Origin of the sequence: Lunatibacter salilacus, assembly GCF_009797935.1 — a bacterium.
Taxonomy (GTDB): Bacteria; Bacteroidota; Bacteroidia; order Cytophagales; family Cyclobacteriaceae; genus Lunatibacter; species Lunatibacter salilacus.
Window position 1 is genome coordinate 1 of record NZ_VOLC01000009.1, and the last position, 22595, is coordinate 22595.

General features: G+C 43.8%; 17 protein-coding genes and 2 tRNA genes. 8 read left to right on the forward strand and 11 right to left on the reverse strand.

Going from position 1 to position 22595, the window contains the following annotated elements:
- Window positions 1-133: 133 nt before the first annotated feature.
- The 3 genes from FQ608_RS13090 to FQ608_RS13100 all read right to left on the reverse strand — a co-directional run bounded on the left by FQ608_RS13090 (window position 134) and on the right by FQ608_RS13100 (window position 3230).
- Complete coding sequence (locus tag FQ608_RS13090) at window positions 134-688, reverse strand: acyl-CoA thioesterase (protein ID WP_158858696.1); 555 nt, start codon at window positions 686-688, stop codon at window positions 134-136.
- Window positions 689-754: 66 nt separating this feature from the next.
- Window positions 755-2587, reverse strand: a complete 1833-nt coding sequence (locus FQ608_RS13095; protein ID WP_158858697.1) for an ABC transporter ATP-binding protein — start codon at window positions 2585-2587, stop codon at window positions 755-757.
- 289 nt (window positions 2588-2876) lie between these two features.
- Window positions 2877-3230 (reverse strand): GNAT family N-acetyltransferase, encoded by a 354-nt coding sequence (locus FQ608_RS13100; RefSeq protein ID WP_234364190.1) that lies wholly within the window; start codon window positions 3228-3230, stop codon window positions 2877-2879.
- Window positions 3231-3386: 156 nt separating this feature from the next.
- On the opposite strand from FQ608_RS13100, the gene FQ608_RS13105 reads away from it, so the two are divergent.
- On the forward strand, window positions 3387-4805 hold the full coding sequence (locus FQ608_RS13105) for a sulfatase (RefSeq protein WP_317168925.1): 1419 nt from the start codon (window positions 3387-3389) through the stop codon (window positions 4803-4805).
- Between the two features lie 261 nt (window positions 4806-5066).
- Here FQ608_RS13105 and FQ608_RS13110 read toward each other — a convergent pair whose 3' ends face one another.
- The gene (locus FQ608_RS13110; protein ID WP_158858698.1) at window positions 5067-5999 is read right to left on the reverse strand and encodes an RraA family protein; all 933 of its coding nucleotides are present in this window, start codon (window positions 5997-5999) and stop codon (window positions 5067-5069) included.
- Window positions 6000-6686: 687 nt separating this feature from the next.
- Here FQ608_RS13110 and FQ608_RS13115 point away from each other — a divergent pair.
- A complete protein-coding gene (locus tag FQ608_RS13115; RefSeq protein WP_234364191.1) occupies window positions 6687-10091 on the forward strand; it encodes a SusC/RagA family TonB-linked outer membrane protein in 3405 nt (1134 codons plus the stop codon).
- A 33-nt stretch (window positions 10092-10124) separates the two neighbouring features.
- Window positions 10125-11711, forward strand: coding sequence for a SusD/RagB family nutrient-binding outer membrane lipoprotein (locus tag FQ608_RS13120; RefSeq protein ID WP_158858699.1), 1587 nt, complete (start codon window positions 10125-10127; stop codon window positions 11709-11711).
- A gap of 126 nt (window positions 11712-11837) precedes the next feature.
- On the opposite strand, the gene FQ608_RS13125 is transcribed toward FQ608_RS13120, so the two are convergent.
- Window positions 11838-12866 carry a sugar phosphate isomerase/epimerase family protein gene (locus FQ608_RS13125; protein WP_158858700.1) on the reverse strand — a complete coding sequence of 343 codons (1029 nt, stop codon included), beginning with the start codon at window positions 12864-12866 and terminating at the stop codon, window positions 11838-11840.
- Between the two features lie 202 nt (window positions 12867-13068).
- Here FQ608_RS13125 and FQ608_RS13130 point away from each other — a divergent pair, with 202 nt between their 5' ends.
- Window positions 13069-13980, forward strand: a complete 912-nt coding sequence (locus FQ608_RS13130) for a pirin family protein (protein ID WP_158858701.1) — start codon at window positions 13069-13071, stop codon at window positions 13978-13980.
- Window positions 13981-14426: 446 nt separating this feature from the next.
- Here the strand turns inward: FQ608_RS13130 and FQ608_RS13135 are convergent, their stop codons facing one another.
- The 4 genes from FQ608_RS13135 to mutS all read right to left on the reverse strand — a co-directional run bounded on the left by FQ608_RS13135 (window position 14427) and on the right by mutS (window position 17872).
- Window positions 14427-14645 (reverse strand): ribbon-helix-helix domain-containing protein, encoded by a 219-nt coding sequence (locus tag FQ608_RS13135; protein ID WP_199856375.1) that lies wholly within the window; start codon window positions 14643-14645, stop codon window positions 14427-14429.
- 241 nt (window positions 14646-14886) lie between these two features.
- Window positions 14887-14970 (reverse strand) — tRNA-Leu (locus FQ608_RS13140).
- An 89-nt stretch (window positions 14971-15059) separates the two neighbouring features.
- Window positions 15060-15135, reverse strand: a tRNA-Gly gene (locus FQ608_RS13145).
- 136 nt (window positions 15136-15271) lie between these two features.
- Complete coding sequence (gene mutS / locus FQ608_RS13150; protein ID WP_234364192.1) at window positions 15272-17872, reverse strand: DNA mismatch repair protein MutS; 2601 nt, start codon at window positions 17870-17872, stop codon at window positions 15272-15274.
- A gap of 158 nt (window positions 17873-18030) precedes the next feature.
- Here mutS and FQ608_RS13155 point away from each other — a divergent pair, with 158 nt between their 5' ends.
- The 4 genes from FQ608_RS13155 (at window position 18031) to FQ608_RS13170 (ending at window position 21320) form a co-directional block, all read left to right on the forward strand.
- On the forward strand, window positions 18031-18639 hold the full coding sequence (locus tag FQ608_RS13155; RefSeq protein ID WP_158858702.1) for an RNA polymerase sigma factor: 609 nt from the start codon (window positions 18031-18033) through the stop codon (window positions 18637-18639).
- Window positions 18629-19471 carry an anti-sigma factor family protein gene (locus FQ608_RS13160; RefSeq protein WP_158858703.1) on the forward strand — a complete coding sequence of 281 codons (843 nt, stop codon included), beginning with the start codon at window positions 18629-18631 and terminating at the stop codon, window positions 19469-19471. The genes FQ608_RS13155 and FQ608_RS13160 overlap by 11 nt, the downstream gene beginning before the upstream one ends.
- Entirely contained in the window at window positions 19468-20703 is a 1236-nt protein-coding gene (locus tag FQ608_RS13165; RefSeq protein ID WP_158858704.1) for a hypothetical protein, read from the forward strand. Before FQ608_RS13160 ends, FQ608_RS13165 begins: the two co-directional genes overlap by 4 nt.
- 77 nt (window positions 20704-20780) lie before the next feature.
- On the forward strand, window positions 20781-21320 hold the full coding sequence (locus tag FQ608_RS13170) for an RNA methyltransferase (RefSeq protein ID WP_158858705.1): 540 nt from the start codon (window positions 20781-20783) through the stop codon (window positions 21318-21320).
- Between the two features lie 263 nt (window positions 21321-21583).
- Here FQ608_RS13170 and FQ608_RS13175 read toward each other — a convergent pair whose 3' ends face one another.
- Both FQ608_RS13175 and FQ608_RS13180 read right to left on the reverse strand, forming a co-directional pair.
- Entirely contained in the window at window positions 21584-21766 is a 183-nt protein-coding gene (locus FQ608_RS13175) for a hypothetical protein (protein WP_158858706.1), read from the reverse strand.
- A 93-nt stretch (window positions 21767-21859) separates the two neighbouring features.
- Window positions 21860-22096 carry a hypothetical protein gene (locus FQ608_RS13180; RefSeq protein ID WP_158858707.1) on the reverse strand — a complete coding sequence of 79 codons (237 nt, stop codon included), beginning with the start codon at window positions 22094-22096 and terminating at the stop codon, window positions 21860-21862.
- Between the last annotated feature and the right edge of the window lie 499 nt (window positions 22097-22595).

Here is a 22595-nt window from a genome sequence, read left to right on the forward strand (position 1 = left end):
TTTTCTTTGCGTCCGTGGCGTGAAACCTTTCTCGCAGCGACCGCAACGATAGCGCTACGAACGCAGCTTGAACAAGTCTAGCCAAAAAAATATTCGTGCCATTCGTGGCTATAAGGAGCTACTAAATCAACTCTTATACACCCACCTCACAGCGTTCCCCGGCAAGTAACCGCTTGATCTCTTCGGGATCCCGGTTTTTCTTGATTTCCTTTTGGTAGGCGGCATGTTCCATTTTGAACTTCTTTCGATAAATCGCCTCCACAAAGCGCCTTATATCAGTTTTCGTTTCCAACATCAGCGGTGGCACCGTAGTCGGCCTGTCGTCATCGCCCTTGGCGACCATTGTAAAATACGACGTATTGGTATGCGTGACAGTTGCTGTCTTTACATTCTCGGAGATTACCTTGATGCCGATGATCATGGAGCTGTTTCCTACGTAGTTGACCGATCCCATCAGGGATACCAGTTCACCTACACCTACAGGCTGTAGAAAATCCACGGTATCCACCGAAACGGTAACACAATAGGCACCGCTGTGTTTGCTGGCTGTGGCATAGGCTACCTTGTCCATCAGGGACAGTAAGATCCCGCCATGTATTTTGCCTCCAAAATTGGCATAGGAAGGGATCATTAATTCCGTAATGGTGACCCTGGAAAAGCTGGAGGGTCTTGCTTCTAATTTTTCCATAGAATTCAAAGTTGGGATATATTTTTGAATCTTCGATGCATTTCTTCTTTAGCTTACGAAAAATGTCTATTGGTATCCGGCAGCCTGTAGATTAAACAATTCAGCGTAAAGCCGGTCATTGGCCATTAATTCTTCGTGGGTACCCGTTTCCAGTACAGTACCGTTTTTCAAGACCATAATACGGTCCGCAATCCGGACTGTACTAAACCGGTGGGAAATAATCACCGCCGTCTTGCCTGCCGTCAATTGAATAAACCGGTTAAATGCTTCGGTTTCTGCCCGGGCATCCAAGGCAGAAGTAGGTTCGTCAAGGATCAACACCTTGGCATCTTTCATATAAGCCCGGGCAATGGCCACCTTTTGCCATTGCCCTCCTGACAAATCTTTACCCCTTTTAAAGCGCTTTCCCAAAGGCTGATCGTATCCCATTGGTAGGCTATCTATTACCTGATTGGCCAGACTTTTTTCCGCAGCGCCTTCGATTCGGGGCTGATTGCCAATTTCTTTGATTTCACCCATGGCGATGTTTTCCCGAAGGGTAAGTTCAAACTTCACAAAATCCTGAAAGATTACGCCAAAAAACTGTTGATAAGCCGCTTGGTCGTAGCGGTGAATTGGAACTCCGTCCAACAGAATGTAACCTTCTGTTGGGGCATAAAATTGAAGCAATAATTTGATAAGGGTGGTCTTCCCTGCTCCATTCTCACCGACAAATGCCAGTTTTTCCCCAGCTCTCAACTCAAAATTCACATGCCTGACCACCCAGCTTTCTGACTTGGGGTATTTGAACCCAACATCTACAAACTCAAATCCCTTTTTTATTTCCCTAGGTAGGGGCAGCTTTTCCGAATCGTCCACTTCACCCGGTGCCAAGTCCAGAAATTCAAAATAATCCTGTAGATACAGGGCACTTTCTGTTATTGCCGTAAACCGGATAAAGAATCCCTGCAGCTTGGAGCGCAACCGATTGAAAGAACCAGCCAAGAACGTCAAATCTCCCAAAGAAAACAGGCCGGTGACTGTGCGGAATATAATAAGCAGATAAGCTCCATAATAAGCACTGGTTCCCAAAAGGTTGAAAAAGGAACCCCAGGAGGCTCGCTGTATGGCCAGCCTTTTGCTTTGGGCAAAATACTTTTCAGATAGGTTCTGGAATCTGGTCGCCAAATAGTCGGAAAGGCCAAAAAGCTTAACCTCCTTAGCGGTCATATCACTGGCACCGGCATACCGCAGGTAGTCCAACTCCCGCCGCTCCTGGGTCCAGCTTCGGGCCAGGGAATAGCTGGTACCGCTAAATTTTATCTCATTTATCACAGTTGGGATGATTGAAATTACGAGTAAAATAATCAGCCATGGTTCAAATACCACCACTCCTGCCAACAGGGAGAGAATCACAATAATGTCCTCAGCTTGAGTGAGTATATTGGACATCAGGCCAATCCTACCGGTTGTTTGTTGTCTAGCACGTTCCAATTTGTCGTAGAATTCAGAATCCTCAAGCTGATCGAGATTTAGTACGGCGGTTTTTTTGATAATTTTGACAGAAGAGTTTATTGAATACTGATCCCCCAAAAGGCCGTCACTAAGACTAATACCTCTGCTCAATAGGTCTGAAAGTACAGCCAGTCCAAACTCAGCGCCCACTAGAAGCCATAACTGATCAAAGTCTTTCGTTTCGGTTGCGAGCTGCAACACTACCTCGTCGATGATCAATTTTCCCACCCAAAGCATGAGGACTGGCAATATGGCGTTGATCAGCCGGGAGAAAATATTGACGTAAAACAGTCTGGGATTTACTTTTCGTATCTCCTGAAAGAAGGCTGGGACAAACTTCAGCGAAGCTAAACTAAGGCTGAAATTTATGGGATTCGGTTGAATGGATGGTTTTGGTCGGGGCACTTGTTGGTTGATTGGTCTATAGGTTGATGAGTTGATAAGTCGATAGGTTGATAAGTTGATGGAATTGTCTCTAAGTCCCGCAGTCTCTCCGTCCCTTGGTCTGTAGGTTAGTCGATAGGTCGATGGGTTTATAGGTTGATCGACGAGTCAAAGTCCCTCTGTCTCTAAGTCCCGCAGTCTCTAAGTCTCTATTTCCCTCAGTCTCATATCTTGAATGGTTAGGTTTTGAGGATTTTTTCCATAATTACAAAATCTACTTGTTCTTTCTGAAAGGTATCAGGTGTGCGGTTCATCCCAAATGAGGCATAGAAATCGGCTTTTCTACTCGGGCATTGCAGGTCACACGTTTAATTTGCTTTGATTTCAAATAATCAAACACATACTGTAGCAAAGTAGTGCCGTGGCCTTTGCGCTGATAGGGGATAAGAGTGGCAAACTTTCGGAATTGGGCTTCCCGGTTTTGGATAAAAAGAGATATAACGGATACCACCACACCGTTTACTATAACCCCGAGGTGAGTGGCCTCTTCATCCCCTGAAACGCTAACAAAGGAAATCGGCTTATCCGGCCACATGACCTCTCTGCGGATTTCCAAAACCTCCTTCAGTCCAACCTCTGTAATTACTATTGGTTTATTTTCCAAAATGCTATTATTTGAGAGCAAATTTAAGTTTATTGGGTTGAAAATTTCCTAAGATCAGTAGATGAGAAATTTGTTTCACTTTAATCTTGATGGTAAAGTAGTGATTTAGTTTGTTCGCATAATTCGTTATTCAGTAACTCAAAATAGATTTAAGCAATGAAAATGACCCGATCCTTTTATTTGACACTATTACTTTTTCTTTCTGTATGCGCACAGATTTCCGCTCAAAGTCAACCCCCAAATGTGGTGTTGGTGTATATCGATGACATGGGGTATGGAGACTTGGGAATAACCGGTGCGGTCGGGTATCAGACACCCAACATGGATCAAATGGCCCGGGAAGGCATGTTCTTCTCCCAATATTATGCTCCACAGGCCGTTTGCACTGCCTCCAGGGCAGGGGTTATGACTGGGGCTTACCCCAATAGGGTGGGGCTTTCAGGAGCTCTGAACCATACCGCCAAAATCGGTCTTCACCCGGACGAAGAAACCATTGCCGATATTTTGCATGCAAGAGGCTATGCTACTGCGGCTTATGGCAAGTGGCACTTGGGCCACTTACCGGAGTTTTTACCACGAAAGCAGGGCTTCGATGAGTTTTATGGTATTCCCTATTCCAACGACATGTGGCCCAACCATCCAACCAGCAAAAACTTCTATCCCGAGCTCCCGATGATAGAAAATGAGACAGTTGTCGAGTTAAACCCGGACCAACGCCAGTTTACCACCGTTTTCACAAAAAAAAGTTTGGATTTTATAGACAGAAACAAAGGCAATTCATTTTTCCTTTATCTCGCACATCCCATGCCTCATGTGCCCTTGTTTGTCTCTGACAAATTTGAAGGTAAATCTGAACAGGGTCTTTATGGGGATGTAATTATGGAGTTGGATTGGAGTATTGGTGAAATACGGAACAAATTGAAGGAGCTAAACCTAGAAGAAAACACATTGGTCATAGTGACATCAGACAATGGCCCTTGGCTTAATTATGGAAATCATGCAGGCAGTACCGGCGGGCTTCGTGAAGGCAAGGGTACTTCCTTTGAAGGAGGGCAACGGGTGCCTGCGCTAATGAGTTGGAAGGGTCAGATACCGGAGGGAACAGTTTGTAATAATTTGGCCTCCTCCATTGACCTGCTCCCTACTATTGCTGCGCTAACAGGGGCCACCCCTCCCGCCAAGCAAATTGACGGAGTCGATATAAGTGCTTTGCTCCAGGGGGATTTCAGCCAGCATCCCAGGGAGTCTTTTCTGTATTATTACCGCGGAAACAGTTTGGAAGCTGTCCGAAAGAGTAATTGGAAACTTGTCTTCCCACATCCAGGACGCACCTATGAGGGTTTTAGCCCAGGCAAGGACGGACAACCCGGAGTTGCCTATGAAAACCACTACTTTGAAGGGGGGCTTTACGATCTCCGCAGAGATCCGGGGGAGCGGTATAATATGCGTGGGTATTATCCAGAAGTGGAAGCGGAACTGCTGGAAATTGCTACCGCTGCCAGGGAAGATTTAGGAGACGATCTGACAAAAAGCCCAGGTAAAAACCGGCGTGAGCCGGGAAGGATGGCAGAATAATATAACTGAAAGGCTCATGTTCAATACTACATTCCATCGATGCCAATCCGCTAAATCAGCGTTCCATTCGCTGCAAAGTAAAATAGAACACGGATAAAACGGATTTTTTTGTATTGAATTAAACCTCGATGCCGATAAAAATAATCCGCAGAAATCCGTCAAATCCGCGTTCCATTCGCTACAAAGTAAAATAGAACACGGATATTGCGGATAAAACGGATTTTTTGTGTAGAATTAAATCTTTGCTGTTAACAAAAAGGATTACTGGTTTGATTTTTCCAGGTATTCCTCAATTTGCTCATTGCTTACAGCTAATTGACGGGGATACGTTTTCACCCATGCACGGAATTCATTTTTTATGGTCTCATTCCATTGCCCGTGGACCTCTCCGGAGGGGTATTTGCCTTCTTGCAACAGGACCCGCTCAAACTCATCCCGCAGTCCTACGAGTTCGGAGGTGACTACCAAGTCTTCGACAAGATGGGCAGGTATAAAGGCCGTCCCGTAATCATTGGCAAAGACAATATCACCAGGAAAGACAGTAACCTCACCTATTCGAATTGGCGCATTGATCGATGTAGGTGTCATGTCTTTTATAAAGGATGGGTCATGTCCTTTAATCCAAGCGTTGAACCCATCAGTATCCCTGAGCTCCTGCATATCCCGTATAGAGCCATAAAATACAACACCTTTTCCGGTCTTACCATAAATCGCATTTCCCAAGCTAGAACCAATTAGAGTGCCGTCCTTTACTTTTCCGTAACCGTCAGCCACATAGATATCGCCTTTAGTCAGGATGTCAATGGGCCAAATATTAATACCTCCCCGCTGAGAGCGTCCTTCTGCCTTTCCCACCGCCCTTACCAAACTATCTAAATCAGGGCGGGAGGGCATAAACTGGGCAGTTAAGGCCCTTCCTACCATGGTCCTCCCCGGTTTCAGAATTACCCAGTCTTTCTCGACTTGGTTTCTGTATCCTTTTCTGAGTAGATAGCCCCAAACTTGCTCGAGTGTCGCCGTTTCAAGACGTTCGAGCATAATGTCGGGTACCTTTGGCCTTCCGTCTTCAAAACGATCTCCTTTCCATTGGGAGGTTAAGGCGGTGATTTGTTCGGGTGTGGAACCAATTTGTTGTGCCTGCAAATGAAGGCTGAGGGGAAATAGGAAGATTAATAGTAAGATGCGAGTTTTCATATGTTTTTCTTGGGTTTAATTAAAGTTAGTTGGGAATATAAGGAATATCCCTAAAAGGTGCAGGGCTTAATTGATTTTATAGTGAAGGAACTTTGGTATTATTAGACATCAATTTCATGTTAATGGGATGGATAGACGAACTCAAATATTAAATTAAAAATTTAAGCTGTATAAACGGTTACTAAATAAAATTTTTCTGTAAAAAATACCAAATTCAAATTAGTAAACGGTTATTTTTCCGGCTCGAGATATTCATTTAAATTCTGTCCATTATTTCCCATAGATATTTTACAATAAAATCAATCAAATTGTTATAGGATTCCAAAAAATATGACGAATTTAATTTTTTAATTGAACATTATCCAGTAAATAAATTTGTATAATAACTTATTTATTAAAAAAAGTAATGTTAATGTAGGCTAACGACAAAGGACTTTTGGTTTCAAAGCCAAATTGTTAAAACTTCGATTAAATAAATTAACCAAAAGCCAATAATTAATAAATTTTTTTGTAAAGTTACAGTTCAAAACAAGAATTGTGTAAAAAGTCTGTTTCACAAAATGTATGTACTGCCTATGGGAAAAGATCTAAAAGAAAGGGGTTTAATTGAATCTCTTTAAAATTATCCATTCAAATCAAACCTAAACCAATCGCATTAGCGGTTGAAACAATTTATCTATCAAAAAAATGAAAAATGAAAAAACACTACTAATGAATGGCCTTTTAAGAAAAGGGACCTTGTTCCTTTTACTTCAAGGGTTTTTGCTGTCGGTAACGGCCGCTAGTTTTGCCGCAATTTCCCCCGCAAACAACAGCGTTGAAGCATTTTTGGAAAATGATGCGGATATTACTATAAACGGTGTGATCATCGACGAAAACGAGATGCCGCTTCCCGGGGTTACTATTACTGTACGGGGAACTTCAACAGGGACAGTTACAGATGTAAATGGTGCCTATTCTATAGTTGCCCCGGAAAATGGCACCTTGGTATTCTCCTTTATCGGATTTAAGGCGCAGACGGTTGCCATAGGTAACAGATCCACCATCAACTTGACGATGGTAGAGGATATAGGTGCTTTGGATGAGTTTGTCGTAACATCTTTTGGCGTTGCCCGTGAGCAAAAATCCTTGGGTTATGCTACGACAACAATTCGCTCTGATGAGTTGATCAAAGTAGGTACGCCAAATTTGGCAACCGCTTTATATGGTAAAGCGCCGGGTGTACGTATTCAATCTGCCGCCGGTGGAGCTACCTCGGCGGTAAACATAACTGTGAGGGGAATCAACTCCATTACGGGAAGGAATCAGCCTTTAATAATCTTGGATGGTGTACCTATTCGAAATGAAGAAGTAAATAACAACGACTATTGGGGTGATCAGCGTCTGCGGGGTAACGGTCTTTTGGACATCAACCCGGAAGATATTGACAATATTTCCATCCTAAAGGGTGCGTCTGCAGCAGCATTATATGGATCAGAAGCAGTAAACGGCGTTGTGTTGATAACTACCAAAACGGGAAGTTCAGATAAGAAGGGCTTTAGCGTAGATTTCAATGCCAACTATTCCATGGATCAAATTGCCTACCTGCCCCGCTATCAAAATGTAAGGGGCCCTGGTGCGCCGGTACAGTCGGGACTTACTTTTGCAAGAAACGGCGTAAATGAAGACGGCTTTTTCATTTATGATGATGGATCTAGGGGTCTTCCTGCGACGAATGTCAATTTCGGAGCACCTTTCGATGGGCAGCCGGCAATGGCATGGGATGGTCAGATGAGGCCTTACGTGGCGCAAACGAACAATTACGATGCCTTGTTTAATAGCCCCATCAATTCTCAAGTTAACGTGGCTATTGCCAATTCCACAGATTTAGCTGACTATAGGGTTTCACTTACCCGTCAGGACAATGAAGGCCTGAGCCTCAACTCTAAAAACAGCAAAAATGTGATGAATCTAAATTCCACCTTTAGGGTTTCCAAAAAGGTACGGACAGATTTGATGATTAATTATATCAATCAAAACACCGCAAACCGACCAGTTTCGGTTGATAGGTTGATCAATAATTTTGGTGGAATGATGACCCGTTTTGACAACGGAGCCTGGTATTTGGATAAATATAAGACAAGCAGAGGATATCGGTATGTAACAGGAAATGGTCAAAGTCTTACAATGGATGAAAACATCGTACGAAACGGCTTTATGGACGCCATCGGTGACTATGCGTGGCGGGTAAATGAACAACGTGCCTCTGAGATTAGCAACCGAGTTATTTCCAGTTTGACAAATCATATTGAAATCACAGATGAATTGTCATTGCGGGCAAGGGTTTCTACAGATTTTACGTATAGAAACAGTGAAACAAGTTCAACTTCAGAGCGTCCGTTGGTGTTTGGCCCTTCCGGCGGGTTTAGCATGCAAAATGAGACTTTCAACATCATGTATGGTGACTTGCTGTTGACCTACAGAAAAAGCCTTACAGAAGATATCACCTTATCTGCGATGGCCGGCTACACAGCAAACAAAGAAACATTTTCATCAATTTCCCGCGGCACGGCTGGCGGTTTAAATATTGAAAATTTATTTGATTTAGTAGCTTCAGTAAATATCCCAAATAATAATTCCGCTAGAAGGACTAGGGTAATTGATGCAACTTTGGGAACTATTAATTTTGACTACAAAGGAATTTGGTATGTTGAAGGCACTGTCCGAAGAGACAGAACCTCTACCATGAGCCCAAACAACAATACCTTTTACTATCCTTCGGTAAACACTAGTTTTATTCTGTCTGATGCAGTTGAATTGCCTAGATTTATCAATTTTGCAAAGCTAAGAGGTTCTTGGGGCATAGTGGGTAACTATCCCGATATCTATAGAGCAAACATAGCATACTCACAAAATACATTGGGGGAGCAGCAGCCGGGAGGATCACCTGTATTATTTACGACGATACCCGGAGGCTTTGGGAATGACGGGATTATTCCCGAGCAGAAGAATGAATATGAATTTGGCTTGGAAAGCCGCTTTTTTAATGGCCGCTTGAATTTAGAGATTTCTTATTACAATGCTCAAATCAGGGATCAAATATTGCCTTTAACGCTTCCGTGGACAGCCGGAGCAGGATCTGTTCTAGCTAATGTAGGTACCTTACGCAACAAAGGAATAGAAATTGCGCTAAACGGGCAGGTTTTCCAAAGAAGTGGATTTTCATGGGATGCGGGAATCAATTTCGCCAGAAACAAGAACGTGGTAGAACAGTTGGCGAACAATGCCACCGAACTCCTGCGTGCGGATTACGATGGCAATGCAGCCCAGTTGCGCGCTGTTGTGGGTAGACCTATGGGTGATTTCTTTGCCCGGCCGATAGAAACAAACGCCAGCGGACAAAAAATTGTTCAGCCAAACGGGATGTACAAAATTGATCCAAATAATTGGATCTTGGCTGGCAACGCCATGCCTAAGGCCGTTGGTGGTATCTTCAACAACTTCCAATATAAGAACTTTTCTTTGGATATGATGGCGGATTTTCAGATTGGTGGCCACGTGATGCCAACTGGTGTCAATTGGATGACGAGTAGAGGATTGACAGAGGCTAGCTTACAAAACATGGACGCTTCAAGAGGTGGACTTTCCTACTATCAAGATGCAGACGGTAAAGGTGTTCAAACTAGCGCAGCTCAGGGTCCTAACGGAGAGACAGTTTACCATGACGGCATGCTGATGGATGGCGTCACCGCAGAAGGAACGCAAAATACAAACGTAATCTCCCAAGCATATTACTTCCAGCGTACCTATAACTGGGGAGGTCCTCAATACAGTCAGGCCAGGTATGAGTTGTATATCCAGGAAAACACCTACTTCAAAATGCGTGAACTTTCTTTGGCATATATGATCCCATCGTCGATTGCCCAAAAATTGGGAGCATCGTCAATACAAGTTTCTACATTCGGAAGAAACCTGTTCTTTTTCTACCGAAACATTAAGGATTTGGATCCTGAGGTGTTGACGGGTGGATCAAGGTGGGAACAGACCTTGACCAATGCAGGAACAAACCCTGCTACCCGTTCCGTAGGTTTTATGGTCAGGGCCAGATTCTAATTGGTGAATCTTCATTAATAAAAAAGAAAAATCATGAAAATTAAACATATAATACTGGCGCTACTCCTGTCAAGTTCATTTGCAGGATGCCAACTTTCGGAATTTGAGGATAACTACGCCGATCCCTCTAAGCTTTCGTCTTCATCAGTGGAAAGACAGTTTACAGGCTTTATGTTGGCGAATAGGGGGTATGTACTTCCCGATTATACGAACTATTTTGTCAACCTTCGGATTACGTTGAATCGATTTAACCAGGCAACAGGTTGGATAAATGGTGAAAATCAATATGTTCCAGGTTCAGCTGCCATCAATAACCGTTGGGATAACTTCTATTCATTTCTGGCTCAATACCGGGAAATGGAAAAGATTTATGCGGGATTAAGCGCAGAAGCAAAGGTAGACAATCGGATCTTTATGATCGCCGGCACCACCTACCTTTACGATCATACCCAGAAAATTGTGGACCTTCACGGAGATATTCCTTGGTCTAAAGCGGGTATGTTAAGCACCAATGGGGGTGACTATACTGTATCCTACCCCGAGTATGACAACGCTGCTGATATTTATACCAAAATGTTGGATGATTTGGCTGGGTTTGCGGATGAATTGAGGACATTGGAAGTAATTCCGGGTATTCTGGCCTCATTCAGAACGCAAGATCTAGTAAATAGAGGAGATGTTGACCTTTGGTTGAAATATATCAACTCCCTTCGGATAAGGATGCTTACAAGGGTAAGTGGCGTTCCTAGTTTCTCGGCGAGAGCGAATACTGAAATCGCCGCTATCTTAGCAAACCCTTCAAATTATCCAATCGTTGCGGACAATGATGACAACATTATGATGCAGATTCACACGTTAAATACTCTCAGGGATCCTAATGGATTCCGGTCAGGACTGGAAGATTGGAATGGAAATGTGGCTGGCAAATTTATCGTAGATCATATGCGGGATAATGATGACCCCAGGCTTACCTATCTATTCCAGCCGGGTGAAGGCCAAGAGGATGGTGCATACTTTGGATTGGACCCACTGCTAAACCCTTCTGTTCAGACTGAATTAGTAGGATCGAATACGCTTTCCATATATAACCGATCTACCCTTAGCCGTAACCAGTATTTCCCAGGAATTCTCATGAATTCCTCCCAAGTGCATTTGATGCTTGCAGAATACTTCCTAAAGGCTGGAAATGACGGTCAGGCACAAACGCATTATGAAACTGCCATACGGGAATCGGTAGATTACTATCTGTACTTGAGAAGTATTTCTAATGACAATACCGCACCCGCCGCAGCGGTAGTTACTACGGCTGACGTAGATAGCTATATTGCAAAGCCTGTGGTTTCTTGGGATCAAGCTACTTCCAGTACTGAAAAACTCAGGCTGATCGCCAGAGAAAGGTGGTTGCATTTTAACGTGGTTCAGGCAAATGAAAACTGGGCGGAATTTAGACGTGTTGATGTGTTAAATCTTCCTTTCTGGGTGGACGATTCCAACCAGCAGGATGTGCCACCAAACCGCTGGATCTATCCTGATTCGGAGCAGACCTACAATACCGAAAACTATGCGCGAGTGTTGCCTAATGACAATCTCAGAGCAAAGCTTTTCTGGGATGTAGATTAATCATCTTTTTGAAATTGAATAGAAAAAAGGGGGTGCTTTACTGGAAAGCACCCCCTTACTTTTTCTTATCTCAACATCGCCATGATATTAAAGCAGAGATTATCTATCGCTTACCTAGTCTTTATCTTATACCAAAGCCTTCCTGCAAAATTCCAGACATTGCTGTACCTCCTTGACGGCATCCGACCCATCGGGGATTTGATGTTCGAGTTCGATGGAGGCAGGAAACTTGTATTTTTTTTTCCGCATTAGCGTTAGCAGTTCAGGAAGCGGAGTATCACCAGAACCCCAAGGGAGGTTTCCTTTGCCATTTGCCGGGGTTTGTCTATCCTTAATGTGCATGCTTAATATCCGCTTGTTTTGCTTTTCCACCAACTCCATTATGTCTGTGTGACCTGCAGCTATATAGTGTCCGGCGTCAAAGTTGAGCGCATTTTTCGGGCTTTGTGCAAGGGCCGTGTCCCAGAAGGTGAAAGTCTGCTGTTCGTGCCCGTGATAGGCTATTGACATCCTATGTTGTTCCCCCAAGGTACCCAATCTTAAGGTGTGCGCATCATCTGCCGGATGCTCTAGGGTCACATGCGAAGCACCCAATGCCCGTGCGGCTTTCATGCCATAGGCGATTTCAGCATCCGAGTTATTCTTACCGAAGGCACTTGGTTTGAAGGCATAAATGCTTACTCCAGCATCTTTATACATCTTTCGCAGTTGCTCAAACTTCTTGAAGTCTACATTGGATCTCCATTCGGAAATCGTTTTGCCATAAGCTTCCGACTCTTTTTGCAACTCTTCCAATTCCTTGGTTTCGTCCGCATTCAGGGTTTCGCCCCGACGCTGCTTGCCTCCCAGTTGAAACATTCGGGAACGGTTGATGGAAGATTCCGGTAGCCCGGCAAAGGTTTCAGCGGGGCCACCCATCAACTCAATGGCACTGATGCCGGATTCAGTCACATAACCAAGAGTGGCTTCGGCACTTTGGTCCGGTAGTGAACGGAAGGAATACGTAATGCAGCCAATCTGTACCCCATTGATTTTTGAGTCTGGTTTGTTATAAGACCGTATCAGGGCTGGTGCTCCTTGCAGCCAGGTAGGTGCGAGTGCCAATCCTGCTATGCCCAAGGTAGCTTTAGATAGAAAATCTCTTCGGTTATTCATGTAGTATTATTTTGAGTTTAGAAAGGAAAGATAATAAATGGATGTTAAAAATAAGAGATATTTTTAATATGTTAGAAGGTCAGAAATCTTGGAAAGTGCGCTTTACAGAAACATCCTTATAAAAATTCATTTTAGGAAATTCACTTTCTAACTCCAATTTATTAACTTCAAAATTACAATCGCAAATAAAGTGTAACATAGTATGCCAGAAATTGTCATCGATGCCCGAAAAGCTTCCATCGGTCCCGGACTGATGGTCAACCGTATCTTGCCCTTTCGGATGAGGCGTATGGTGGGGCCCTTTATTTTTATGGATCATGCAGGACCGATTGGCCTGACAGCCGACAAGGGTCCGGATATGGACGTGTTGCCCCATCCACATATCGGACTGTCTACCGTCAGCTATTTGTTTAAGGGGAAAGTTACCCACCGGGACAGTCTGGGCGTGCAACAGGTGATTGAGCCGGGGGAAGTTAACTGGATGACGGCAGGGAGAGGCATTGCCCATAGCGAACGATTTGAGGATCCCGCAATCCTCGCAGGGGGTCAACTCGAAATGATTCAGACTTGGGTTGCCCTTCCGGAAAAAGATGAGGAAGCTGATCCTTCTTTCTTCAACTACGAAAAGGACCGCTTGCCTGTATTTGAGGAAAAGGGGGTTTGGATGCGGCAAATTGCAGGAGAGGCCTACGGACTGAAGAGCAATGTGCCGATCCATTCACCCCTGTTTTATCTGCACGTGGAGCTCCAAGCAGGCCATATTCTGGAAATCCCAAATGGATATGAAGAGCGGGGAATCTATATTGCCAAAGGTAGTTTGGAGCATAAAGGCCATTTTTATACCACAAACCAACTTATCGTTTTTCGCAAAAACGAAGAAGCTGCAGTTATAGCCCGTGAGGCTACTACGGTTATGTTGTTGGGTGGGGAACCTGTGGGAGAACGGTTTATTTGGTGGAATTTTGTAAGCAGTAGGAAGGAGCGCATTGAGCAGGCCAAGGAAGATTGGAAGCAAGGTAGGATTGCCTTGCCGCCGGATGATCAAGAGGTATTTATTCCATTGCCGGATGAAAAGTTTAAAAGAAAAGATCCCCCTCCGGGAGCTCTATCTTAGTAGGTTTTAATAATTAATTTTCACATTTCACTGAACTAACTTTAGAATCATTTTCCCCAAAAGTGTATGGTTAGGAAAAGGAATGTCGTATTTTATTTATGCTAAAAATGAAATTTCGTATATGTAAAATTAAGAAGGAATAATTTGGCCATTTTAATAGATTCGGTTATATATATCAGGTATAAATCAACTCCTTTTTATATGCAACGTTTTTTTCTTTTGCTTGCTTTATCTCTTTGTTTATTCTCCTGCAATAAAAACTCAAACCAAGAAAACCCATTTTCTGAAAAACTCACTTTCGAATTAGATACCGTATGGGTGGATTCCGGTGATGATTTTATCTTTTTAAGGGATAATTTATTCCTATCTGAGCTTGGTTGTAGCCAAAAGTCTCAATATCAAATTCATAGATACGGGCAAGGTCAATGTTTGCGGCATTAGACAATCTATAATCGGCCATCCTTGCGCATCATATCTTCCATCTCTTTCATAATTTCGGGTATGTCCATTTCACTGACCCCACTTCTAAATCCGTATTCGATAGCAGCTTTGGTCGTCAGAAATTCTGCATTACGGTTCTGATCTACAAGATCGCGAATATATTCACTTTCATTAGTGAAGCCACCGTTTTTAATCTGGGATTTAATCCAATCATCTTGCGGCAAATTCAGAATTTGAAAATTTAATTTTTCTGCAATGGTGTAGCCTTTAGCAATCGATATAGGTTGAACATTGATCTAGCACCTTATGTATTTGAGAAGGCAGTCGGCGTGATGATTGGATATGAATGAATCAATGAGTCCATTATTGAAATTAGAGGAAAAACTGCAGATTTTTTTTGCGGCCATTGTGCGGTCAAGTACTGCTCAAAAAAGAAAAAACCGCTCAAAAAGCGGCTTTAAACTGTACCAGGAGCGGGAATCGAACCCGCACGGCCTTACGGCCACAAGATTTTAAGTCTTGCGTGTCTACCTATTCCACCATCCCGGCATGTGCTATCGACTAGCGATACCCACATCCTCTTTAGGGCTATTTGCAATAGGCCCCTAAAGAATAAAGCCCTAGAAGTAGGGCTTTATTGGAGCGAAAGACGAGATTCGAACTCGCGACCCCGACCTTGGCAAGGTCGTGCTCTACCAGCTGAGCTACTTTCGCCTGTATTGACCTTATGTCAAATATGAATGCAAATTTACCCCCTTTTTTGTAAAAGGCAATATTCCATAACAAATATTTTAATCCGATCAGCCTGCCTTGAAGTATCACCCTGATTATAAGCAACTAACTTTCCCCGCTATTCCAGCGTTTTTTTGATCTCATTTAGCTTGATTAGCGCTTCCACCGGGGAGATGGTATTGATATCTATCTTTTCCAACATCTCCTGGGCCTGCTTGAACTTTGGATCCAGCTCAAAAAGACTCAACTGATAATTATTCTTCGGGATATCCTTCATGTTATCCCGCTGCTTGTTCATGTTTTTGTCTTTTTCCAGGTGTTTCATGATATCTGCCGCACGCAGCACCACCGGGTTCGGCATGCCGGCCATCTGGGCAACATGTATTCCAAAACTATGTTCGCTCCCCCCTTTTTCCAACTTGCGCATAAAAATCACCTTATTGCCCATTTCCTTTACGGAGACATTGAAATTTTTGACCTTGGGGAAATCCTCAGCCAACTGGTTTAGTTCATGGTAATGCGTGGCAAAGAGCGTTTTAGCCCGGCATTTGGGTTGGTTGTGGAGGTACTCCACGATGGACCAAGCGATTGATATACCGTCATAGGTGGAGGTACCACGCCCAATCTCGTCCATTAAGACTAAACTCCTGTCAGAGAGGTTGTTCAAAATACTGGCAGTCTCAGTCATTTCCACCATAAAGGTGGATTCCCCTTTAGAGAGATTGTCAGAAGCTCCTACCCGGGTAAACACTTTATCGATAATTCCCAAGCGGGCATAGGAGGCAGGAACAAAACTTCCCATCTGGGCCATCAATACTATAAGTGCCGTCTGCCGCAGCAATGCGGATTTTCCGGCCATATTGGGTCCGGTGATGATGATGATCTGCTGGGAACTGTTGTCCAAAAAGATATCGTTTGGAACATATTCCTCCCCGATGGGAAGTTGCTTTTCGATCACCGGATGTCGGCCGTCTTTGATTTCGAGGGAATCGGTATCCGCAATTTTGGGTTGGCAGTAATTATTGGTAGCGGCTACATGGGCAAAGGACAACAGCGTATCCATTGTCCCCAAAACCCGGGCATTCTGTTGAATGCTGGTTACATAATCAGCGGCATCCTGCACCAGCAGGTTGAAGTATTTTTGCTCCAGGGCAATGAGTCGCTCCTCAGCATGGAGGATTTTTTCTTCGTAAATTTTTAGTTCTTCGGTGATGTACCGCTCGGCATTTACAAGGGTCTGTTTGCGGATCCATTCAGTAGGAACTTTGTCTTTGTGGGTATTACTTACTTCCAAGTAGTAGCCAAAGACCTTGTTAAATGCGACTTTGAGCGAACTAATACCCGTCTTTTGCACCTCCCGGTGTTGGATTTGGAGCAGGTAATCTTTCCCGGTATTCGCAAGACCCCGATACTCATCCAAATCCGGATCAACACCATCTTTAATCACCCCTCCCTGATGGGTCAGCATGGGTGCATCTTCCATGAGTTCCCGCTCAATTTTTTCCAACAAAAAGTCGCAGGGATTTATCTGGTCTGCAAGCTTCTTTAGAGCCGGGTTTTTTTGCCCCTTTAGCAGGGATTTGATCGGTAGCGTATATTTAAGTGCCCGACGGAGTTGGTTCATTTCCCGTGGGTTGATCCGCCCAACCGCCACCTTGGAAATCAACCGCTCCAAATCCCCAATATGCTTCAACTGGGAAATTATTTCTTCCCGTAGCTCTGGTTCCTTATGGAAAAAACTGACAATTTTCTGACGTTCCTCAATGGGCTCTTTTTCCTTTAATGGCAGTACCAGCCATTTTTTCATCATGCGACTACCCATAGGCGTATGGGTATGGTCCAAAATCTGAATTAAGGGAACCCCGCCTTCTTGTTGGGCATGGATAAGTTCCAGGTTGCGGATGGTGAATTTGTCAAGCCAAACGTATTTTTCCTCAGCAATCCGAGAGATAGCGGCAATATGTTTAACCTCCTTGTGCTCCGTTTCTTCCAAATAATACAGGATCGCGCCGGCAGCCACTATTCCCTGCGGAAGATTTTCAATCCCAAAGCCTTTTAGATTGGCAGTGCCAAAATGTTGAACGAGCCTTTCGTAAGCATAATCATATTGAAATACCCAATCCTCGCAGTGAAAGGTTGTGTATTCATTTTTTAACAAGTCAGGCGCACTGGATTTATGGGATTTGGAATAGATAACTTCGGAAGGGCTAAAACTTTGCAAGAGCTTGGCCAAATAGGAGGCATCCCCCTCAGCGGCCATAAACTCCCCGGTAGACAGATCCAAAAAGGCAATACCCATCCTGTCCCCACCAAATTGGACGGAGGCCAGGTAATTATTATGCCGTTTGTCGAGCACATTGTCATTAAACGAAAGGCCCGGGGTTACCAGTTCGGTCACTCCCCGCTTGACAATGCCCTTTACTTCCTTGGGATCTTCCAGTTGGTCACAGATGGCTACCCGGTTGCCGGCACGGATAAGTTTGGGCAGGTAGGTGTCCAGGGAATGATGTGGAAAACCGGCTAATTCAATGTGTGAAGCAGAGCCATTAGCCCTTTTGGTCAGCACGATATCCAGAATCTTGCTGGCCCGTATGGCATCTTCGCCGAAAGTTTCATAAAAATCCCCCACCCGAAAAAGCAGCAAGGCACCGGGGTGCTTGGCTTTGATGGCATTGTACTGCTTCATCAGGGGAGTTTCTTTGATTGCTGGTTTTGCCATTAATTCCGGTAGTTTTAACAAATAAACCCTGAATTTAGCTTTTCCCAACCGGAAACAAAAATGCAACAAAAAAATATGGGGGTTGGTAAAACTTTTTGGCAACCTTTTTCATCCTAAGAACAAAAATCACTAGGTTCCATAAAGTAAATGGCAAACGAATGAATGAACTCTCCGAAGAACAGCTGTTGATTCATCAGGCATGCTCCGGAGATTCCCGGGCGCAGGGCCGATTGGTTCAGCACTGGTACAAGCGGGTGTACAACTATTCGTTGAAATACCTGGGTGATCACGATCAGGCCATGGACGTTTCGCAGCAGACCTTTATTGCCATGTACCAAAAGCTGGGGGGGTTGCGGGATACTTCCAAATTCAAATCCTGGCTGTACACCCTGCTTGTGAATTTCTGCCGGATGCAGCAGCGGCAAAATAGTAAGCATAGTGGAACTCAGTTAAATGGCCATGTCACAGCAAAGCAGGAAAGTGAAATAGTTTCCATCCGTAGTAGTGCCTATGATCCTGAGGAACAAGTGATACAAAATGAATTGGCGGCTGCCGTGCAGAAGGCACTTCTGCAACTATCCAGCGAGCAGCGTGAAGTGCTTATCTTAAAAGAATACGAGGGATTAAAATTCCGTGAGATTGCCGAAGCGTTAGAAATATCGGAAAATACTGCCAAGTCTAGGCTTTATTACGCGCTTAACCACCTTCGTCAGTATATGAAAGAATCTTCCTTTTCACCGCAAAATCAAAAAAGACATGAGCTATAAACCTGATAAATCCACGTTAATGGACTACCTGTATGGGGAATTAAACCCTGATGAAAAGCACCAGGTAGATGACTATCTTTCCGCCCATCCCGAGGAGAGAATTAAGTTGGAGGAGCTGGATCAAACCCGGAAGTTTCTTGGAAATCTTACTGATAAATCGGTAGAACGACAGATACTGATTTCATCCGCATCAAGGCCTATACAAGTTCAAAAACCAATGTTCTCGGGCTTTGTGAGGAATGCCGCTGCTGTGACGATATTACTGGGATTCCTCATGCTATTGGGAAAATTTACCAATGCGAATCTTCAAATCGGAGCTTCGGGATTTGCCATCGCATTTTCTGAGAATGAAGGACCGACACCTTCGGAAGGTCAGAGCCAAAAACTTGACCGGGAAGAAATAGTGAAATTAATTCAGACTTCACTTCACACGCAGGAGAAAGGGATTACCGAGCAACAGCAACAATGGCAGCAGGAAATGGAGGAAAAAATGGTTCCTTCCCAAGTCTTGGTTGAAAGTCGACTGATTGATCAAATCACTAAAAAATTAGAAACAAGGATGGACACTTATTTTGCGTCCGTACAGTATGAAAACGCCAACTTGCTTGCTACGTATTGGGGAGAGGTGGCCATTGCCCAGAAGAACTATATGAATCTCCTGTTGGAAGATTATGCCAATGGCTTGCAACAGTTACGGGAAGAAGATCTCCTTTACCTGCAAGAAAGGCTAAACGGATTACAGATAAAAAACTATCAGTTGGAGCAGGAAGTAAGCGAAATTCTCGAATACCTGCTCGCTGAAATACAATTAACTATCCCCTCAAACCCATGAACATAAAATTTATATTTCCGACCCTTTTTCTGGCCGTTACAATATGGGGGTCTTCCCTGCTTGCACAGCAAGTGGATGTGGAAAAAATGGACCGGGACCTAAAAGTAGCTGCCGCGGCATTGGGTACTTTGGTTGAGACAAAACAGGAGCTCCTACTCGCACGGAGAGAAGACCGCCAAACCGCCCAGTATCTGGAAGGATATGGGGTTATGATAACCCTACCCGCACAGCATTCCGTTACTGTATTAGCTCCCAATGTGTATCGGGGAGCCGGGACAGCCCAAATCCGCGGAGTTGAACCTTCTTCTCAAGGAAGGATTAAGGTTGGAAAAACCTTTGAACAGGGAGCTGGGGCATCCCAAATCCGGGGCTTTGAACCTTCTTCTCAGTCCGGAAGGATAAGAATTGGAAAATCCCTGACTGAAACGGCGGATGCTCCAAAGGAAATTGATAGGGACAGTCTCAGCCAAGTTCAGACTGATCAATTAAAAGAGCAGGTAACCATTTTCCTGCTGGAATATGCGGATTTGATCGGACAGCTTCAGCCCGAGGATCGGATAAAGATTGTTGAAGAACGCTCCCCCTTTGTTTCGCAGGGCAGGTTTCTGCAAAGCAGGCCATCATCCCCCATGGTTATGCGAAAACAACGGTTTTCCGCGGAAATCAAAAAGAGCGATCTAACAGCCTTTAAGGCCGGAGATCTAAGCAGGGAGGAAGTGGTTGGAAGGATACTATTTTCGGAATCGTTTGCAGAAGGTTTGGATCAGGATTTGGAGTTGTTGGCAAATATCTTGGACAGACTCTACCGGCCTGACCTGTCTGAAACATTTTACTATACTGGCTATGCCTATTACGATAAGATTCCCGAATTCGGGGTGATCTATCACCTCAATATGTTGACACGTACTGAAAAGAATCTGTATAATTTTATACTTCCTTCGGATAAATCTGAGGAACTAAACGAAGAAAGTGACCCCGAAAAGCTTACCGCGCTATATCCTGATTTTTTGGAAGGAATGAAGGAACATATTCTTACCTATGGCCGAACCGTCAAAAGCATGGACAGGAAGGAGCGACTGGTGTTTAATATACGCCTCAGTAACTGTACTGGCTGTGACGTGCCGGATTGGGTGAATGTCAGTATTGGCATGGCTGATTTATTTGATTACGATGAGGGTAAGCTATCTAAAACGGAAGCTCTTCAACGTTTCAAAGTCGGAGTTGCAAGCTAAAACAGCGCGTTTCGTAAGGTAAGGGACAATGTCGTTCCATTTTCCCTTACCTTTGTGCCCTGAAACCGTGCTTACCCATGAAAAAACTGACAATGGATGAACTCAACCGCCTTTCGGTAGATGAGTTTAAATCCACCGATAAATCACCCCTGATCTTAGTTTTGGATAATGTCCGTAGCCTAAACAATGTAGGCTCTGCATTTAGAACAGGTGATGCCTTCCGCATACAAAAGATCTACCTCTGTGGCATCACCGGAACCCCACCCCATCGGGAGATCCAAAAGACAGCACTTGGGGCTACGGAGTCGGTGGATTGGGAACACGTACCAAATACTGCGGATCTTGTTAAATCATTAAAGGCAAATGGAATCAAGACAATAGCCCTGGAGCAAACTTCCAACAGCATTTCATTAAACAAGTTTCAGCCTTCACCAGAGGAAACCTATGCGCTAGTTTTTGGAAATGAGGTTTTTGGTGTGGCCGAAGAAGTTATTTCTGAGGTGGATCATATTGTTGAAATTCCGCAGTTGGGGACGAAGCATTCGTTTAATATTTCTGTATCTATTGGGATTGTTTTATGGGATTTTGGGGGGAAGATGGATATTTTTGAAAATTGAAATTGGTGGATATTGGATATTCATGGATATTATTGAAATGAAATATGGAAGATATATGGCCTACGGTCGAAATATTTCATTTCAATAGGTTTATGTTTAAGTGACGAAACAGACTTTAAGCCCCAACGTGGGCGCAATCGGTAGCCTAAGGTGTAGCGCAGTGGAGCCCTAGGACATTATGGATGATTCGTTCGATTGTGTTTTGGCAGCGGGGAAGGTTGGGGTGTCATTCCATTTTCGCCAAAACCCGAGTCTGTCAAGCTTTACCTCACTTCAAAAGAAACCTTTGAATCCACCTTCACGGGAACACCGTCAATGAATCCCTCCCCTTTGATAGAGGAGCAATATGTTCCTACGGGAAGAGGGTCGTTTTCAGGATTTTCATCCCAATAATGAATCAGTGCGAGACCTTCAAACCTTGCAGGATAAGTATATGTTTGAGGCAACCCTACACAGGCTATTGGATTTCTGAGAGCCTTTTCAACCGATTCCGTCTCTCCACAGGGGTAAAGGACAATAAACTGTTCAAACTGATAAAATTAGCACCCAAGAGGCGTGGTTAAAGTGACATCCTCCCCAGAATGGTTTATAAAATTCAACGTAATTCCTATTCTTTCTCCTGCTTCAAACACACTTTTCTCACGCCCATCTCCATCGACTGCCACCAGCCTAAACTCGAGCGCATTCACTCCGGTAGGTTCTTCTTCCACACATCCAAAGCAGGTCGCAAGTAGGATAAAAATGGATGGGCTTAATGAAGTACATAATTTTTTCATAAGTAATTGGCAAAATATTTGGGCTTAAAATACAAGTTGATCCAGAGGTTCAAACAACATGTACCTTCGGGCATCATGGTGAAGCTCCAACCCCTTGGGTGAAATGTGGAAATGAACTATTTTATTTACTGATTCCATAAAATAATCATCGTCAGGAAACCTTCCGGCATACGTGACTTTCCTAAAATACCATCCATTTGGTTCTAAAAATCACAATACGCTTCATAGATACCCTATTTAAATAAACCCCCAATTATGTAATTAGAAACTTTAACAAATTATAAGCGTCATAATACCAACTAAATTAATACCAACCATCTAGTTATTAGAATTTTATACATCTTTTATTCATAGACGTAGTTAATTGGAAAAGTGCTACAAAAGGAAGGGAAAAAGCGGTGTTTGGAAAATTCCAAGCCATATATATCTTTTAATTGTACGTTAAATCGCTCGCCCAACCGCCCACTATATCCAGTCCCGAACCACTGCGCTACTCTGA